This window comes from Bartonella sp. AA168HLJHH, from assembly GCF_042197365.1.
Lineage (GTDB): Bacteria > Pseudomonadota > Alphaproteobacteria > Rhizobiales > Rhizobiaceae > Bartonella.
Window position 1 is genome coordinate 17,159 of the sequence record NZ_JBHIRS010000007.1, and the last position, 14,751, is coordinate 31,909.

Consider the following 14,751-nt stretch of genomic DNA (forward strand, 5'->3'; position numbering starts at 1 on the left):
GCCTATGCGTTTTTTATTTTTAGGTGACATTGTTGGTAGCACAGGCTGTAAAGCTGTTTTTGAACACCTTCCTCAACTGATTGAGAAATGGCAGCTTGATTTTGTTGTGGTAAATGGTGAAAATGCCTCTGGTGGTTTTGGTCTCACACAAGAAACGTATCAAGATCTTTTGATGACCGGTGTTGATGTTGTCACCACAGGTAATCATGCTTTTTCTCACAAAGAAGCATTGCAGTATGCCCATGAGAGTGATCGTTTTTTACGCCCTGCCAATTTTTCGAAAGAAACTCCTGGAAAAGGTTCTGGTGTTTTTACGGCAAAAAATGGCGCCCGTGTTCTTGTCGCCAATCTGTTGGGCAACGTTTTTATGCCGTGTAAAGTAGAAGATCCATTTGAAACAGCGGAAAATATTCTGCTTGCCTGTTCGTTGATGGAGCAAGCCGATACGATTATTTTTGACTTTCACGCAGAAACGACAAGCGAGAAGCAATGTTTTGGCCATTTTCTTGATGGTCGTGTGAGTGTTATCGTTGGCACACATACGCATATTCCCACGGCTGACGCGCAGATCTTAGAAGGTGGGAGCGCCTATTTAACAGATGCAGGCATGTGTGGAGATTATAATTCATCTCTTGGAATGGATAAAGAAGAACCCTTACACCGTTTTCTTTATAAGACGAAGCAAGATCGTTTTGAACCGGCATGTGGTCCTGCCACCCTTTGTGGTTTAGCGGTTGAGATTTCAGATCGCACCGGTTTAGCAGAAAAGGTCTCGGCGGTACGGATTGGTCCTCATTTAAAGCCTGAAGTTCCGGATTTTTGGTAGCTTCTTTTAAGCCACCCCTTTGATAGTTTCTTTCCAAGATTTTCTTTTGAGAACTCTATTTGGCAAGACGACTTTTCTAGCCCTTCCCAAATCCCTACTAAAAACACCCCGCCCTCCAATTTGCCTAATACAGAAACTTTTCTAGCACAAATAAGTCACTCTTTTTAAAAGGATAAAAGATAAAGGATAAAAATTTTCGTGATTTTTAAAACGATGAGAAGGAGGTTTTATTTGGACATTTCTGCGGGGGGGGGGGAGGAGAAATGTTAACCCCCTTCTCTAGAAAAAGCTTTATATAATAATTTATTATTTAGCAAGAGCCTCTTTAATCTTTTTTTAATTCTAACGAAAATTTAATCTTAAAATTGCTTTCTGCTTTTTAGGTTTGAGCTCTCTAAAACTTTTCAAAAGAATGTGCTCTTCTTTACTTGAAATCCTTTCATCACAGCAATACAAGACATTGTCTTTTGTTGAGAGATCCGTATAGAAAAAAGAAATGGGAACATTGAGAATATCAGCAATTTCCTGTAAACGCCCAGCTCCTATACGATTAGAGCCTTTTTCATATTTTTGGATTTGTTGAAAAGTCCCACCTAACTGGCTGCCTAATTTCTTTTGCGACATTCCCAGCATTGTTCTTTTAAAGCGAATTTTTCTGCCTATCGAAATATCGTTAAAGTGTGGATTTTTAGCTTTCACTTCAAGCTCCCCTGCCGGTTGCGAGCGCCTCTTATGCGTATTCCGGGAGTCAAAAACACTGAGTTCAGTCAGCTTTTTTGCTTTTAGTGCTAGAGAGCACCTGGACATAGCAAAAACTCCCGGAATCTCGCGATACTTATAAAGCAGGCTAATGTTTCATCTTGGATTTTCAGGCTTTGGGTTCCACCATTCAACCACACTATACGACGAGAACCTTGGTGCTTGTTCATAAAATAATTTCTGGAGACCAGCAATAAAAATTAAAACAGTGTTTTTATCTCATGAGACAATCAAACACAAAATTGCTTTCTGTTTTTGAGGTTTGAGCTCTCTAAAACTTTTCAAAAGGATGTGCTCTTCTTTACTTGCGATCCCTTCATCACAGCAATACAAGGCATTTTCTTTTGTCGAGAGATCGGAGTAGAAAAAAGAAATGGGAACATTGAGAATATCAGCAATTTCTTGTAAACGCCCAGCTCCTATACGATTAGAGCCTTTTTCATATTTTTGGATTTGTTGAAAAGTCACACCTAACTGGCTGCCTAATTTCTTTTGCGACATTCCGATCATTGTTCTTTTAAAGCGAATTTTTCTGCCTATCGAAATGTCGTTAAAGTGTGGATTTTTAGCTTTCACTTCAAGCTCCCCTGCCGGTTGCGAGCGCCCTCGCATTGGTATTCCGGGAGTTGAAAGAGCTGAAACTTGACTCAGCCTTTTGCTTTTAGTGCTAGAGAGCACCTGGACATAACAAAAGCTCCCGGAAATCCGGGATATCCATAAAGCTGGATAAATACGTGTCTCAAGTTTAGGGTCTTTCATTCCCTGTTGATCGCTGCGTAGACGACCAAAACATTCTCTTACCAATAAAGTAATTTCATGAAATTAGCAATAAAATTTAAAAACAGTCTTTATTTTATGAGCTCCACCCCCGCCTCTCAAACTTTTATGCCCGCTCGTAAAAACTCCAAAACCATGAAATAAAACCCACGTTTATTGAGAGGACTAATAACCCTTTATTTTTGAGATCACACCTCCCAAAAGCACACCTAACAACATATCACCCCCTCCCAAAGCCATTTTTGAGAGACATCTTACAGATTTACACTGTGATGCGTTGGATTTTTGCACCACAACGAGCCAATTTTTCTTCTAATCTCTCAAATCCACGATCAAGATGATAAACACGATTGACGATTGTTTCCCCCTTTGCTGCCAATGTAACAAGAGTAAGAGGGCTGCAATCACAAGAGAAACAACAAGCACGCAAATCCGTCGCCATGATGAGGCCTCCTTGCAAATTCTCTGTTTTATGAGATGCGTTGCTCTCTCGCCCATCAAGCTTTATTTGCACCCTCAAGCGATTGAGTTCTTGAACATGCATAAAACGATTTTCGAAAACCGTCTCTGTAATTTCACGCGCTTCCCTCAACCCCGCGTCATGAGCGCCATGAACGAAACTTAGACAATAATCACGAGCCTCCTCAAGAGTGAGAGAAGCAAAACTTTACACGAAAGAAAAACCATTCCGAAAAGAAAACAGCAGCCACAAAAGCCATACCCTTGAAAGATGGAGATTTGAAAGAACTATTGAGAAAATCATCAAGAATGTACGGCTCCAAAATTCCACAAGCAAGAGAGTAAACCATTAAAAATGCACCAGCCAAGCCCAGCGCCCCAAGCCCAGCCCCTCCCAACAAGCAAACATTGTGTTAAAACGCCCCCAAGCAATCGCCCCCCTCAACCACAGCGCAAAGCATTCAGCATATCTTTAACAGGTTTACACTTTGAAAACTTTACACTGTGATACGTTGGATTTTTGCGCCACAACGAGCCAATTTTTCTTCTAATCTCTCAAATCCACGATCAAGATGATAAACACGATTGACGATTGTTTCTCCCTTTGCTGCCAATGCTGCAATCACAAGAGAAACAGAAGCACGCAAATCCGTCGCCATGACAGGAGCCCCTTGCAAATTCTCTGTTCCATAGACAGTTGCCGTCTGCCCATCAAGCTTTATCTGTGCCCCTAAGCGATTGAGTTCTTGAACATGCATAAAACGATTTTCGAAAACCGTCTCTGTAATATGCGCGATTCCTTCAGCCCGTGTCATGAGCGCCATGAATTGCGCTTGGAGATCAGTTGGAAAAGCAGGATAAGGTCCTGTTTTAATATCAACGGGTATAATTTTGGTGTTCTTTGGATTTCGCTTAATATGAATTCCTTGAGGTTCTATTTGAATCTCGAGTCCTGTTTTTTGGAGCACCTTAAGCACCTTTGTGAGATGATTAGGATTTGCATTTTTAAGAAAGACATCTCCTCCCGTCATAGCAACAGCCATTGCATATGTTCCCGCTTCGATTCGATCAGCAATAACGCGTACTCTAGCACCGTTGAGTTTTTTAACCCCTTCAATTGTAAGCGTTGTTGTTCCTTCACCGGTTATTTGAGCCCCCATAGCATTCAGGGTTCGAATAAGGTTTGTCACTTCTGGCTCACAAGCTGCATTCTCAAGAGTGGTTGTTCCCTTTGCCATTGTCGCCGCCATCAGCAGCACATGGGTTCCACCAACAGTGACTTTAGGGAAACGATAGTGAGCACCTTTTAACCCCTTTAGCGCTTTTGCATGAACATATCCATTTTCGATCGTAATCTGTGCGCCTAAAGTTTTAAGTCCCTCAAGGATAAAATCGACAGGTCTTGTTCCAATAGCGCATCCTCCAGGAAGCGAAACATAAGCCTCTGCGCATCGTGCAAGCAGAGGTCCGATAACCCAAAAGCTTGCACGCATTTTTTTCACCAGTTCATATGGTGCCCGTGTTGTGGCTATTTTTTGCGCCGTAAAATGAATTGTTCTTGAATTCACACACTCATCGTTAAACTCTTGTCCATCAACGGCATATCCAACACCATGATTATTGAGAATACGAATAAGCAATTCAACATCGGCCAGATGCGGAATATTTTCTAAAGTGAGCGTTTCTTCTGTCAGCAGCGCCGCAATCATAAGAGGCAATGCAGCATTTTTTGCCCCAGATATAGGAATTGTTCCTTGAAGTTTTTTTCCCCCAACAATTTGAATAGAATCCATCGTGTTTTCCCTCTTTTCCTTTGTGCCTGCCCTTCCAAAGGATTGTCCCCCTTCGGGAAGTTATGCTTTATTAATCGTTTTAGAACGCATTCTAACTATGAGAACAAATTATTGAGAAGTTTGGTTGCAAAAATTTACTAAAAAACATTTTTTTGCATTTTAGAGCTTTTTGCATTTTAGAGCTCTGGTTGTGCTCTTTTTCGGCTTTGCTCTTTTCGACGTTTCAGGTTTTGACGCAATTGTTGTGCCAATCTTTCTTGACGTCGTTTTGCTTTTTCATCTTGATGATTAATTTCATTTTGTTTTTGTTTTTGATGCATTTGTGTCATTGCGCAACCTTTTAAACAGTGTTGAGCTTCTATCCAAGCAACTCATAACCTTAAATATTTAAGCATATAAGAAACATATGTCATGACATAAGATACGTTTTCTTGCAAGAATATACAAATGTTCTCTTGCCTATTTTCTGACAATATGGCACAAGACAGCGCAAAGATTGAAAAGGGCTGCGGTAGCTCAGTGGTAGAGCACTCCCTTGGTAAGGGAGAGGTCGAGAGTTCAATCCTCTCTCGCAGCACCATTTTATTCTTCTTTTGCCTCTCTCTTCTTGCCCTTATAAGTCTTCCCTATAAGCCTAAATCTTTTCCCCCAACCTTCATCGGCTTCATCAAATCCTCCATCCTTTAAACCATGCGCTTCAATAGCCTCAAAATCAGTAGCCTCAAAATCAGTAGCCTCAAAATCAGTAGCTTCAAAATCAATGGCTTCAAAATCAAGAGCCTCAATGACACGCTTAATCTCTAAAATGCTTTGCGAACGGCTTTTGAAATTGACCGCCCCCCAAAGAATATCCCCCCACCCCTTGCCTCCCCTCTCTTTCCTTGCCTCCCCTCTCTTTCATTTCTGTAAGATTGTCCCCCTTTACTCCTTCTCTTTGCCAAGCCTCACTGTTGCAACAGCTCTTGGCACTTGAGACGGTATAGGCATTTTTATTTTTTCAATATTTTATTTCTTGAATATTTTTCCCCACAAGCTCACCCTGTTTGTAATATGCAAACAAACGATTTTACTTGATTCAATATAAGAGCGTTTGAATAAGAGAACTAAAAACATCTCACACTATTTCGGGCTCTCATTGAAATTCAAATTAAATCTCAATAATGAATTATTATAAACTCATTGTTTAAACATATCCCATTGATACCTTTATCCGCCCCAAAACGAATAATCTTATCTTTCCAGCCTCTCTATCCACCTCAAGCAACACAAGCATTCCCTGTAAAAATTAGAATAAGCTTCATCGATCCTATTCGTCATTTACAACAGATCTAACAGAGCCATTTCCAGAACCTCCTCTCAACGCCTTTCCCATTCTCCCCACCCCTTACCAAAAGCAAAAACCAAACAGTGATAAAATCCCCCTCAATAAAGCTTTCACTAAGCACCCCACGCTCCCATATGGCAAACATCCCATATGGCAAACATCTCATATGACAAACATCTCATATGACAGGCATCCCCATATACTAGACATCCCATATGGCAGAAAATTGAGAGCCTGCCTTTTCAAAGAAGATCCCTCATTACCAATTTTATACACTATGGTTTTCCACGTGCTCTAAGCCTCCCTCTTTCAACACGCATCTTTTTTATACGAATACTTTGATTGATACGGATAGCGTTATTCGTCTTGCATAAGAGCCCCAAGAGCGAAAAGCTCTCTCCCTCTGTTCTATTGAAATTAATCACCCCTCTTCGCTTACACTTCACAAGCAGAAAGATCCGTATGGCGAGAAACTTTCCAAGAAAAGCATATCTCTTCGTAAAAAGCCTCCCAGTAAACGAGATTATGAATCGTCTCAAGAGCTACAGCCCATGCCGCAATTTTGGCAACGGCCCCCCAATAGTACCAACTTACTTTTTCATAAAGTAAAAATAGGGTGCGCAATGTTTATAATCTCTGGGGGGTATAATCTACGGACTTTATAATCTACGGGGCTTGACCGTTATACCCCTCACGATATTATTCACAGGCGCCAGTATGAAATTTATGAACGCCGGCATAAAATGGCTGTGAAATGAGCTTAGAGCGAGATATCTTTATTAAAACAAGTGCGTGAATGTACAACAACAAGTATATTTCATTTGGAGTATTTTGGATATTCCCTACTCTCCCCACCCTAGGACAACCATTTTGGCTACAGATCCCCTTATATTTTCTGCATATTTTCTGCTGTCATATCTCCTCCAATAAGCTAAAACCCCACATATGCGGGGTTTTAGCCAGTACCACACCTTTATTTAGACACATTATGATCATTATAACCATTTTTATTAAATACGTTTTTACGTATATTTTCAACACAAAAATAACACATATTGATTTATTCAACAGAAATGACTTATAAAAGCTCATCAGAAACAAACGACAATAAATACCCTCTGTTTAAACACTTTATTTTCTTCGCTATAGCAATAAGCACTGTTTTATTCACGCATCATACAACGAGTGGATGTACAACAGATGGTCTTTTTGTTGGAAGTACTTCTCCGATCAATTGTATTTCCAAAGAATATATAAGACAGAAAATAAAAAAGAAGCTATTAGAAAAAGAACGCGAAAGAGAATGGTTAGAGCTTGAACAATTTTCTGTTAGCGCTTGTCCAGGTGGAAAATTTCCTGTTTATTATGGCGTTTCTATTATCGACTGTGTTTCAGAGGAAGAACTAAAACAAAATCGTCTTAATCAAAATCGTTTTAATAATGAAATTAATATAATGAACTTATTCCTGCAATGGTTTATCGTAGCATTCGTAATAACAACGATAATGTCTGTTCCCATAAGTTTACTTTGGCGTTTTAGATTTAAGGTTCCTGCCTGTTTATTTACAATAATGACAACCTTGGCTATTATTGCCGTCCCTTTTACATTTGATTTATCGTCTCTCTTTTAATCTATTTTTGTAAAAAATATTTCTAAAATATTAAAAACACTCTGCATTTTTAAGCGTTTTGAACTGTATCTCCTCTCATTTAGAGACAATAGCCCCAAGTACAGCCATGCCACTCAATACAATTTTCACCATATTTCTAACATAAAAATAACACATGTCGATACATTCAAAAGAGATCAATTAAACGATCTTATAAAATAAGAGCAATGCACAAAGTGGCTGTATTTAATGATAGTAAATGAAGACGATTATTATGGAATTCTTGGTGTAAGCTACGCATGCAACGATAAACAGATAAAATCTGCTTTTCGTAAATTAGCTCTGCAATACCACCCTGATCATAATTCTAGTACCGAAGCAGAACAAAAATTCAGAAAAATTTGTGAAGCCTATGAAATTCTTAAAGATCCTCAAAAGAGAGCTGCTTACAATCAGTTCTATCATAAAACTTTTAAAGATAATGACAAGGCTTCTGAAATTAGTAGAAAGCAAGAGAACAGACGACAAGATAATACCGAGCATGTAATTGGTAGTATCATGAATGTAATTTTCATTATTTGTGGAATAATACCTATAATGTGTTATATAATTTCGTTTTTTACGTGGAATATACCACTAGGAATAATAAGTATAGGGTTATTAATTTTCATCAGTATAAAAGGATATTTGGTAAATATTGGTGCATTTATCTTCGGGATCATACTAATATCATTTATCAAAGTTATATGGAGAAGTATCTATTGATCAGTGCTTTTGAAGAGCTTTAAGATCAGCCCCACAGTGAATTCACAAGGTGTGGTAATTTTTGATTTTCTATAACAAGGTAGTGTAGAAAAACATAAAGATTATAATGTCTCTATCCGTTCTTTTCTTATTCTCCCCTTTCCTCCACCCCTCTATTTTTTCCACAACCTGCCCCCCAATCTTTTCCCCAACAAGCCCACTTGACTCCACACAGACTTTTTCTCATGCCCCTACATCCTTTTCCCATATCGGCTAAAAAACGCCCCTCAAACGACTCTTTCTTAATGAACAAAAGTACCACAAGGACCATTTCCTCTCCAATGAAAAAGCACTTGTCCGGCAACTTCGCCATCATGGGGGACTTTCATCGCGCCCCCAAATACGGCACAACACAAAAGCGGCCAGAAGCTCCCCGTTGTCCCAATACGTCTAAACAAGCTTTAATGACCTCCCCCGCCAAACACCTCCTTCCATTTTCCAGCATGCTTTACGTATCATTCCAAGCTCCCTACTTGCGTGCCGCAAAAACATAAAAACCGGCTCTTTTCCTCCTTGAACGTGCCTTTTTATAGGTTGGAACCTGTCTGCACTGCTGCTTCCCTTCCCCCTAAACCTCATTTTTGTTCTCTAGCATGCTTTCGTGTCACTCCAAGTCACAGGATAACGACCTGCCCCCTTCATCCCCACTATTTCCTCCTCATCCCGCTCCAACATTTCTCTTCCCAAAGCCGCGTATCTCCCCCTTTTCCATATCGGCTAAGAAAATCCCCCAAGCCCCCGCAAAGCTCTCTCCCCCCAAGAACGAAAGCATAACGTACACCATTGTCACCACAATGAAAAAGCAACTCAGCCCTTTCATTGCGGCTCCCCCCCAACACTCACCACAAAAGCACCCAAAATCACAGCCTCCATACCTCTGAACACTTAGCCTTACTCCCATTCTCGTTTTCCCCTCCAGCATACCGCGCCGCCTTGCATGCGCTCCAAGCACCCTTTCTTCCCACATTTTCCCACCATGGCTTTCACATTCCTGTCCCCTAAAGTTCGCTATGCTCCCTGCTTCCCTGCGCCCCCTTATTTGGCACCCTCCTCCAACACAAAAACCAGCTCTTTTCCCTCTGCTCTTTCCTTTTTATAGAACTTTGCCTCTCCTCAACGCTACACAAGATCCCTTCCCACCCCGTCTCATTCTCGTTTTCCCCTCCAGCATACGCTTTGTCTTCATTCCAAGCACCCTTTCTTCCCCCTCCTTCAAAGCAATTTCTGTTCTTATATGAAAACCTGTCCCAACACTCTTAATTTGCTGTACCATCTTCTCCAAAGCCTCATTAAAACGGCTAATTTCATTTTCAAGCTTGCAAATATACGCTTCATCACGATAAGCCCGTTTAATCAAAGGGGGCATATCCGGCCAATAGAGCATTAAATCCACCCATTCGCGTTGAGAAATCCATAACCCTCCTTGACATTGTGCTTTATGTTCTGCTGGAAAGCCCTTTTGCATGAAATGAGGAATTAAAATTTCAGGTTTTTTTGTTTTAATTTCCAACAATCCATTTTTTCCAACAAAAGCATCGGGGGAAAATCCTTGTTCGCGATCATCAGCCAAAACAAAGCCAATACATTCAGGTTCTGTATGTGTCAGTTTCCCATAAAGCTGTCGCGCGCTTGGTTCTAATTCAGTCCCACGTCGCATAGAAAGTGTTGCCCCTTCATCAACGGTTTTTCCGGTAATTCTTTCTCCCGCCAATTTCATCATCACACTCTGATAGCGTGACGTTTTTTGCCCTTGTTTTGTTCGTGCCATAACCATCTCAAACAACGAAGCCGTAATCAAACCATTACGCGCTTGCTGCCATTCCTCTGTTCCTTGAATACAATCGATAATGATTGGCATAGTATTTCTCCCCTTCATCTTTAAGGTGTTTTTTTTGCAACATATTCTCTTTGAAACATTCATATCTTTTAAGATGCATTCCCCACTAAGAATGACAGCATCCTTAAATATTGTGCTGCTGAAATCACAAAAGCTGTTGGAAACGCCCCCTCAACATCCCCCTCCCCACAAGTTTCTCATCCCCTCCTTTTCCATATCAGCTAAGCCCCTCCCAAGCGGCGCCCCCCCTAGACGAAAGCATAACGCGTGATATTTTCTCCCCGATAAAAAAACCTCTCGCCCATCATTGCCCCCCTAAGGCTCAATACAAAAACGGTCAGAACCGCGCTCCCATAGCGCCTTCCTCTTCTTCCCTCTCAAACACCTTCCCTCATTTCCCAACATGCTTTCACATTCATATCCAAGCTCTTTGCACTCCCTGCGCTCCAAGCCCTCTACTTTCCCCCCTCCTCCAACACTCTACTCCTTCCCCCTACACGGAACTTTTTTTAAAGATTGACATCTCCTCAACGCTATACGGCTGCCCCTTTTCCACACCTCATATCTCCCCTCCAGCATATGCCTTGCATACGCTTCAAGCTCTCCTCCCCCCACTCGTCCTCCCTCTTAACCAGCCAACCACCAACATTTTCCCCAACAAGCTTCCCCCCAACATCCCTCCTCCCCACAAGTTTCTCATCCCCTCCTTTTCCATATCAGCTAAGCCCCTCCCAAGCGGCGCACCCCCTAGACGAAAGCATAACGTGCACCATTGTCACCGCAATGAAAAAGCACTTGGGCCCATCATTGCGGCGCTCTCCCCCAGCACTCAACACAAAAGCACCCCAAAGCCCCCCACGTGTCCCAATATGTCTAAACAAGCTTTAACGACCTCCCCCGTCAAACACCTCCTTCCATTTTCCAGCATGCTTTACGTATCATTCCAAGCTCCCTACTTGCGTGCCGCAAAAACACAAAAACCGGCTCTTTCCCCTTGAACGTGCCTTTTTATAGGTTGGAACCTGTCTGTACTGCTGCTTCTCTTCCCCCTAAGCCTTCATTTTTGTTCTCCAGCATGCTTTCATATCACTCCAACCCCACTGGATAACCCGCTGCCGCTTCATTGCCTTACCCCCCCAATGAACCAGCCGGCAACTGCCCCCTACACACAAGCGTCCGCAATTCCCCATATATAGGGCTCTTTTCTTCATGCCCTCCTTTCCATATCGGCTAAGAAAATCCCCGCAAAGCTCTCCCCCAAGCGGCTCCCCTAAGTCGTCCCCCCCCAAGAACGAAAGCATAACGCACACCATTGTCACCGCAATGAAAAAGCACTTGGGCCCATCATTGCGGCTTCTTTTTTCAACCCTGCTACTGCACGACGGAAAAATCATGGCGGCAATATTCTTCCTCCAATTTTTTTGCCATAGACTGAGCCACCTCTTGCGATATAAAAAGTATAGCGTTGTGTTTTTGTGGTTCGAGTCTGATTAAATTCCGCATATTTCCAGCATAATAAAGTGGAATCCCTTGATACGAAGTCTTGAGATAACTTGGCATGTTTACCACCAATAATCTGTCAAGACATCACATGGGCGTAAACGATGCTGTTTTTCATAAGAGCCATAGAGATTATCTTCATAATCGCAAGCCGCTCTTTCATTTAAACAAGCATGATAAGCTTCACTATTCAAAATGAAGGGCTGCAATTGTGTATTTTCTTCATTTATTTCATGATTTTCGACATAAAAATCAGCGATTTGTTCCGTAACATCTTCAGCATGAGAAGTTGTCAGATCGAGTCGTAAAACTCTATAAACAGTTTCACATTCTTCAATCAGTTCGAGCACTTCTTCGATTTCGTCGATTGGTCCTTCATAAGTACAAGGATTTTCCTCTTCGCATAAAACGACAATGATTTCATCCTCTTTAACGAATGAAATATTTTTCATGATTTCCCCCTTTAGATAGTTGATAAAGCATAGCCTTGTCTTGACAAGACTAAATATAGCGTTAGTCTTATCTCCTCTATAGGAGAGATGTCAACCATTTTATCCTTCATAAAAGATATATTTTAAATATCTACGGGGTTCAAATGACATATGTAAAGAAAAATCTATTATTCTTTGTTCCTCTCATGCCCCTTTGTTGTTCTCTATTTGTTCTTACAAAATTGCAATTATAAACACACAGGAGAGATAAAATGAGTGACATAATATTAATAAAACACTGGAGTCGCCTTGACTCAAAAGCACAGAAGGAAGTTATTTTGAAGCTTCGTCAATTGGTCGCCGCAAAAGAGTCAAAATCGCCTGTCTCTCTTGCGGAGAGAGTTTCGAAATAAGCTCTATAAATTCTTTATCTTCAGGGCTAGCCCCTTTCCCGTAAAGAATATAATTCATACTGATATTAATTTCGTGACAAATTCGCGAGAGAGATTCGATTGTTGGTTCTTTTCCTTCAGCAAGAATAGAATGAAGGTACCCCGCGCCTTTACCGGCAGCGAGGGAGATAGATCTTTTTGACCGCCCACTTTTTTCCAAAGCGATTCTTAATCTTTGACGCCAACCATTGATATTCATAATTTCACCATATAGCGCGTCTTTTTAAAAAAACACGTCCTTTTTATAAAACGGGCTTGCATTATCCTCTAAAAAGGATAAAATTAAGGAAACAAATTTTACTTTTTAGGGGGAAATTTTTTTATTTTTAGATCATAAAAACACTTTAACCACCCTACCGGATATAAAAGACCACCTCCAAAGCTTCTGCCCAAAAGCAAGTACGTTGAGAATGTGTGGTATTCTTTATTTTTTCCATCACCGCAATCTTAAATCGTAAGTTTGCATGCGCTTCAAGCACAGCCAATCATTTATAAGCATCGTAAAGAAGCCTCTAGTCATCATCGAACAGAGCCAAAAGCAACACAAGTTAAATCCTTATTTGAGCTTTTATCATCAATAAAAATGTATAAAAAAGAAGAAAGTAGATTGCAGTATGAAACACGCTAATCAACAAGAAACTCCTCATTATGAATCGTCTAGGCTTCCATATGTTTGTTGGTATCAAAATGACTTTCTAGGAGGTGTACGTGGGATGCGCGCACACGAAATTGGAATCTATACGATTCTTCTCAATGAAATGTATGCCCGTGGCCGACCTTTAGAAATATCGAAAGAACGTTTAGCGCGTCTTTGTGGTTGTGACAAGCGAACTTTTGTTAATGTTTTAGAGATGCTCATCCAAGAGGGCAAGATTTTAAATTTAGCCAATGGGTTATGGAACAAGCGTTGCGAAAATGTTTTTCAAGAGCGTGAAAAATTGCTTGAACAAAAATCCTTTGCGGGTCGTTCTTCGGCAAAAAAACGCAAGAAAATCAATACTGAGATGCAACAACTGCTTAACGAGCGCACAAAAGATGGTGAACAAAACTCAAAAGCTCAAAAGGCAGAAGAAAAGGAAACACCTTACGGTGTTTTAGAAAAGAAAATTTTGTTTGATGAGACAGAACCTTGTTTTTCCTGCGAAGAGAACTTTGAACAAAGCGATCATCCATCACCCTTATCGGCTCTTGATTCACTTCTCCCTTCTCCTGCGCAAGCAGAAGCAGAGCAAAAAAACGCCTCCCCTTTAACTGCTCCCCAAGCCGAGTTCACTCCCGCCCCTATCGCGCAAATTGTCACGGGGGAAAAAACAAAATCCGCCACCACTCTTCCCCCCAGCAATCTTCCTGCCTCCATCCCTCCTTCTTCCAACAAAAAAACCACAACCTCAGTTGCCAAAGGGCATCGTCTTCCTGAGCATTGGCAAGCAGACATCAAGGCGGCAGTTTCAGAAGGCTTGAGTGAAAGCCAAGCCCATTGGCAAGAAAAGAAGTTTCGCGACTATTGGCAAGCCAAAGGCGGCAAAGAAGCTCTCAAAGTAGACTGGCAAGCCACATGGCGCAACTGGTTTCGCCGTGAGATCGAACGGCAAGAACAGCAAAAACAAAGGAGCTCCTCATCTTTTACCTCTGAGAACAATGACACGCTTTACCGCAGTTTGATCAACTATAACGACAATTTTTGACATCACACAAACAACGTATTTTTCAAGCAAGCGCGGGGACAAAAATGCTTCAACACCACAACAGCATCGGACAAAACAACACAGAACAAAACAAAAGGCGGCAAAACAACAATGAAATAAGCTCTTCACACCGTAAAACGAGTCAACATCGACCATTTTTCTCTCATCACAAAAGCGTTTTCCCCACGCAAGGACCCCAACATACACCCCAATACACACCCCAACATGCACCCCAATACACACCCCAACAGGACTCCAGCATGCACCACCCCCTCACAGGCATATCCTCCCCACCCTTCTTGCACCCCCTTCCTCCTTTCCACCTTCCTCCTTTTCCCAAGGCGCCACTTCCCATGCTCTTGGCAAACAAACATTAACACAGCCATTTCAGAAGGCTTGAGTGAGAGCCAAGCCCATTGGCAAGCCAAGAAGTTTCGCGACCATTGGCAAGAAAAGAGCGGCAAAGAAGCTCTCAAGTAAACTGGCAAGCCCCA

The 14,751-nt window shown here is 41.5% G+C and carries 17 protein-coding genes, 1 tRNA gene and 2 pseudogenes; 5 read left to right on the top strand and 15 right to left on the bottom strand.

Going from position 1 to position 14,751, the window contains the following annotated elements; all coding sequences use genetic code 11:
* Positions 1–4: 4 nt before the first annotated feature.
* Positions 5–826 (top strand): TIGR00282 family metallophosphoesterase, encoded by an 822-nt coding sequence (locus ACFINM_RS05655; protein ID WP_375630057.1) that lies wholly within the window; start codon positions 5–7, stop codon positions 824–826.
* 342 nt (positions 827–1,168) lie between these two features.
* Here the strand turns inward: ACFINM_RS05655 and ACFINM_RS05660 are convergent, their stop codons facing one another.
* The 5 genes and pseudogenes from ACFINM_RS05660 to ACFINM_RS05680 all read right to left on the bottom strand — a co-directional run bounded on the left by ACFINM_RS05660 (position 1,169) and on the right by ACFINM_RS05680 (position 4,943).
* Entirely contained in the window at positions 1,169–1,633 is a 465-nt protein-coding gene (locus tag ACFINM_RS05660) for a helix-turn-helix domain-containing protein (RefSeq protein ID WP_375621485.1), read from the bottom strand.
* Between the two features lie 171 nt (positions 1,634–1,804).
* The gene (locus ACFINM_RS05665) at positions 1,805–2,389 is read right to left on the bottom strand and encodes a helix-turn-helix domain-containing protein (RefSeq protein WP_375613601.1); all 585 of its coding nucleotides are present in this window, start codon (positions 2,387–2,389) and stop codon (positions 1,805–1,807) included.
* A 235-nt stretch (positions 2,390–2,624) separates the two neighbouring features.
* Positions 2,625–2,977 (bottom strand): annotated as a pseudogene (locus tag ACFINM_RS05670) (UDP-N-acetylglucosamine 1-carboxyvinyltransferase); the annotation flags it as partial.
* A gap of 341 nt (positions 2,978–3,318) precedes the next feature.
* Positions 3,319–4,614, bottom strand: a complete 1,296-nt coding sequence (gene murA, locus ACFINM_RS05675) for a UDP-N-acetylglucosamine 1-carboxyvinyltransferase (RefSeq protein WP_375640866.1) — start codon at positions 4,612–4,614, stop codon at positions 3,319–3,321.
* Between the two features lie 176 nt (positions 4,615–4,790).
* Positions 4,791–4,943: a hypothetical protein gene (locus ACFINM_RS05680; RefSeq protein WP_375607050.1), complete on the bottom strand. Its 153-nt coding sequence runs from the start codon at positions 4,941–4,943 to the stop codon at positions 4,791–4,793.
* A 176-nt stretch (positions 4,944–5,119) separates the two neighbouring features.
* Between ACFINM_RS05680 and ACFINM_RS05685 the strand changes: the two genes are divergently transcribed.
* Positions 5,120–5,194 (top strand) — tRNA-Thr (locus ACFINM_RS05685).
* Positions 5,195–6,373: 1,179 nt separating this feature from the next.
* Here the strand turns inward: ACFINM_RS05685 and ACFINM_RS05690 are convergent.
* Positions 6,374–6,562 carry a hypothetical protein gene (locus ACFINM_RS05690; protein ID WP_375636919.1) on the bottom strand — a complete coding sequence of 63 codons (189 nt, stop codon included), beginning with the start codon at positions 6,560–6,562 and terminating at the stop codon, positions 6,374–6,376.
* Positions 6,563–7,011: 449 nt separating this feature from the next.
* On the opposite strand from ACFINM_RS05690, the gene ACFINM_RS05695 reads away from it, so the two are divergent.
* On the top strand, positions 7,012–7,569 hold the full coding sequence (locus tag ACFINM_RS05695; RefSeq protein WP_375631876.1) for a hypothetical protein: 558 nt from the start codon (positions 7,012–7,014) through the stop codon (positions 7,567–7,569).
* A gap of 228 nt (positions 7,570–7,797) precedes the next feature.
* Positions 7,798–8,037, top strand: a pseudogene (locus tag ACFINM_RS05700) (DnaJ domain-containing protein); the annotation flags it as partial.
* Positions 8,038–8,594: 557 nt separating this feature from the next.
* Here ACFINM_RS05700 and ACFINM_RS05705 read toward each other — a convergent pair.
* The 8 genes from ACFINM_RS05705 to ACFINM_RS05740 form a co-directional block, all read right to left on the bottom strand.
* Positions 8,595–8,750, bottom strand: coding sequence for a hypothetical protein (locus tag ACFINM_RS05705; RefSeq protein WP_375640867.1), 156 nt, complete (start codon positions 8,748–8,750; stop codon positions 8,595–8,597).
* Positions 8,751–9,010: 260 nt separating this feature from the next.
* Positions 9,011–9,319 carry a hypothetical protein gene (locus ACFINM_RS05710; protein ID WP_375631882.1) on the bottom strand — a complete coding sequence of 103 codons (309 nt, stop codon included), beginning with the start codon at positions 9,317–9,319 and terminating at the stop codon, positions 9,011–9,013.
* Positions 9,320–9,445: 126 nt separating this feature from the next.
* On the bottom strand, positions 9,446–10,210 hold the full coding sequence (locus tag ACFINM_RS05715) for a lambda exonuclease family protein (protein ID WP_375640868.1): 765 nt from the start codon (positions 10,208–10,210) through the stop codon (positions 9,446–9,448).
* 695 nt (positions 10,211–10,905) lie between these two features.
* Positions 10,906–11,070: a hypothetical protein gene (locus ACFINM_RS05720; RefSeq protein ID WP_375640869.1), complete on the bottom strand. Its 165-nt coding sequence runs from the start codon at positions 11,068–11,070 to the stop codon at positions 10,906–10,908.
* Positions 11,071–11,238: 168 nt separating this feature from the next.
* The gene (locus tag ACFINM_RS05725) at positions 11,239–11,400 is read right to left on the bottom strand and encodes a hypothetical protein (protein WP_375640870.1); all 162 of its coding nucleotides are present in this window, start codon (positions 11,398–11,400) and stop codon (positions 11,239–11,241) included.
* Positions 11,401–11,560: 160 nt separating this feature from the next.
* Entirely contained in the window at positions 11,561–11,749 is a 189-nt protein-coding gene (locus ACFINM_RS05730) for a hypothetical protein (protein ID WP_273790850.1), read from the bottom strand.
* A gap of 2 nt (positions 11,750–11,751) precedes the next feature.
* A complete protein-coding gene (locus ACFINM_RS05735; RefSeq protein ID WP_375621497.1) occupies positions 11,752–12,141 on the bottom strand; it encodes a hypothetical protein in 390 nt (129 codons plus the stop codon).
* A gap of 312 nt (positions 12,142–12,453) precedes the next feature.
* Positions 12,454–12,771: an XRE family transcriptional regulator gene (locus tag ACFINM_RS05740; RefSeq protein ID WP_375621498.1), complete on the bottom strand. Its 318-nt coding sequence runs from the start codon at positions 12,769–12,771 to the stop codon at positions 12,454–12,456.
* 415 nt (positions 12,772–13,186) lie between these two features.
* Between ACFINM_RS05740 and ACFINM_RS05745 the strand changes: the two genes are divergently transcribed.
* The gene (locus tag ACFINM_RS05745; protein WP_375640871.1) at positions 13,187–14,257 is read left to right on the top strand and encodes a DUF1376 domain-containing protein; all 1,071 of its coding nucleotides are present in this window, start codon (positions 13,187–13,189) and stop codon (positions 14,255–14,257) included.
* A 125-nt stretch (positions 14,258–14,382) separates the two neighbouring features.
* On the opposite strand, the gene ACFINM_RS05750 is transcribed toward ACFINM_RS05745, so the two are convergent.
* Complete coding sequence (locus tag ACFINM_RS05750) at positions 14,383–14,733, bottom strand: hypothetical protein (protein WP_375640872.1); 351 nt, start codon at positions 14,731–14,733, stop codon at positions 14,383–14,385.
* Positions 14,734–14,751: the final 18 nt, after the last annotated feature.